2 protein-coding genes and 1 pseudogene are annotated in these 2483 nt (G+C 56.1%); 2 read left to right on the top strand and 1 reads right to left on the bottom strand.

Features of this window, described 5'->3' with window-relative positions; genetic code table 11:
- Positions 1-76 precede the first annotated feature (76 nt).
- Positions 77-424, top strand: coding sequence for a hypothetical protein (locus DC522_RS33125; protein WP_371681116.1), 348 nt, complete (start codon positions 77-79; stop codon positions 422-424).
- A 4-nt stretch (positions 425-428) separates the two neighbouring features.
- Here DC522_RS33125 and DC522_RS37705 read toward each other — a convergent pair.
- Positions 429-620: pseudogene (locus DC522_RS37705) on the bottom strand (hypothetical protein); the annotation flags it as partial.
- A 451-nt stretch (positions 621-1071) separates the two neighbouring features.
- Here DC522_RS37705 and ectB point away from each other — a divergent pair.
- Positions 1072-2346 (top strand): diaminobutyrate--2-oxoglutarate transaminase, encoded by a 1275-nt coding sequence (gene ectB, locus DC522_RS33115; protein WP_116532643.1) that lies wholly within the window; start codon positions 1072-1074, stop codon positions 2344-2346.
- Positions 2347-2483 lie beyond the last annotated feature (137 nt).

The following is a 2483-nucleotide window of genomic DNA, read 5'->3' as shown; positions in this document are numbered from 1 at the left end:
TCCCGGTGCCCCGCGTCCCAGATGGGCTCACCATAGCATCCCTTTCCGAAGAAGGCAGATGGACGCATAAGGCACCGTGAACATCATGCCGGATAACGGCATCGTGGAGCGCTTCAACGGCCGGGTGCAGCGCGAGGTGCTGGGGATCACGATCTACAGCCATCGGGATCCGGAGACGCTGCTCAAAGGCTTCAATCAGGCCTACAACAGGAGACGCCAGCGCATGCTCAAGGGGGCTTCACCCGAGCAGGTCGTGCAACGGCGCCTGGCTGCCGCGCCCAAACTCGCCAACGTGCGCTTCAAGCCGCCGGATCCACACGCTTTGCCGCAAGCCCTCCAAGTCGTCGCTCACGCCAAGGAGGTCTCGCATCCGGACATGTGTCTTCAAGTGGCACTTTCTTGGCATGGGGCAGATTGTAAGTGATGTCCCCGCCCTCGAAGGATGTGATTCCTGAAGCTATCGCAGTTTCGAACAGATGGTCAGCGATCGTTGAGCCGTGGCGAATGTCGAGCGGTTGCTTCGTTCGCTCGTTGAGATCGCGACCTCTGCGCCCGCCGTGAGCCACCAGTGGGTAACCGTTCAGGGCCGCGGGGTTTCGTGGCGAGTATCCGGCTGGCATGATCAAACATTCTAAGCCGAGAATCGGAGTATATGGTGAGGGTCAAAAAATCCGGACTGGCTTCCGCCGCGATCCTGATAGAAGCGCAAGCATCTCGTCGTGGCCGCCGACGCCGGATCTGGGCTGAACGGCGACCGTACCTGTCCTTTTCGCCTCTGCAAGCAATTGTGCAACGCAGGGTTTGCCCAGGTGTTTTAGGAAGTTGCGTGTGTCTGCCAGAGTGGGGAGTTCGTGCGTGCGGGATATGAGGTGCAACTGCGCTGTTCCTTCTGGACTCGGAATAGGCGAATACGAAAGAAAGGCCAGTGACGGTACTACCATCCTGGGTAGGCGCACGGGCTGAGATTGTCAGTTATAACTGCGGCGCCACCGCCAGAATTCCGATTGGACACTGGCTTGGGACGGCAGACCAAGATTGCAGCGATCAATTCAAGAGTATGGGAGGAAGATCATGCCTCAAGAGAGCAGCTCCAACTCGCTATTTGCCTTCGAAAGCCTCGAATCGAACGTGCGGTCATATTCGCGATCCTTTCCTGTTGTGTTCAGGAAGGCCGCAGGAGCCATTCTTGAGGACGAGAACGGTTGCAAGTTTATTGATTTTCTCTCTGGCTCGGGCGTCCTCAACTACGGCCACAACGATCCCGATTTGCTAAATGAGGCGATGCAATACTTAAAATCAAATGGAATCATCCACGGATTGGACATGGCTACATCAGCCAAAAGGGAGTTTATGGAGCATTTTGACGCGATCATACTGCGCGCATGTGGTCTGACATACAAATTTCAGTTTCCCGGTCCCACGGGCACCAATGCCGTGGAAGCGGCTTTGAAACTCGCACGCAAGGTCACTGGACGGCACAGTATAATATCATTCACCAACGGCTTTCATGGAGTGAGCTTAGGCGCGCTTGCGGTAACGGGTAATCGATACTACCGCGATGCGGCGGGCCTTCCTCCAACCGGCGCAGTGTTCATGCCCTATGACGGCTATTGGAGAGCCGATAACGACACTTCGGAATATCTGGACAAGGTGCTGGCTGATGCAAGCAGTGGTGTCGACCTGCCGGCAGCCATCATTCTGGAAACCGTCCAAGGTGAGGGGGGCATCAACCCTGCGAGCAAGGACTGGCTGCAGTCGCTCGAGCGGCTTTGCAGAAAGAATGGCATCCTCCTGATTATTGATGACATTCAGGCAGGTTGCGGACGAACGGGCAGTTTCTTCAGTTTCGAGTTTGCCGATTTATCGCCAGACATCGTTGTTCTGTCGAAGTCTCTTAGCGGCTGTGGATTGCCGCTGTCCCTTTTGCTGCTCAGACCCGAACTGGACGTTTGGCAGCCGGGTGAGCACAACGGGACCTTCAGAGGCAACAACCTCGCGCTCACGACGGCGACTGCTGCATTGCGAAAATATTGGACGGATGAAAAGCTGTCTCAGGGTGTTATAGAGACAGGGCGCATCATGAGCGAACGCCTTCGACAGATCGCTCAAGGCTGCCGAAATCATAGTCTGTCCGTGCGCGGACGGGGCATGATGCTGGGGCTCGATTGCAGTACAGGGCAACTGGCCGAAAAAATCGTCCGCAAGGCCTTTAAGGATGGGCTTGTGGTAGAGCGATGCGGCGCGGAGGACCAAGTGATCAAGCTTCTTCCTCCTTTGACGATTGATGGGCAGACGCTTCAACGTGGTCTGGACATTCTGGACAAGTCTGTACACGCAAGCGCCTAAAGCGGGTCGATGCTGTGATACATGGCGGGGCCAAGCGCGAGATGAATTTGCTTCGGTTTAGTGGTGAGCAGTTTGTCAGCTATTCGGCGAGCCTCTCAAACTGAACCGGACTGACGTAGTCGAGTGTCGAATGCCGC

This window comes from Microvirga sp. KLBC 81, assembly GCF_003075415.1.
In the GTDB taxonomy this organism is placed as follows: Bacteria; Pseudomonadota; Alphaproteobacteria; order Rhizobiales; family Beijerinckiaceae; genus Microvirga.
The sequence above is the reverse complement of the archived record's forward strand: the minus strand, read 5'-3'. Positions and strand labels throughout refer to the sequence as shown.

Coding starts and splice junctions, on each gene's coding strand:
- ectB (WP_116532643.1), top strand. CDS start 1,072: ATGCCTCAAGAGAGCAGCTCCAACTCGCTATTTGCCTTCGAAAGCCTC.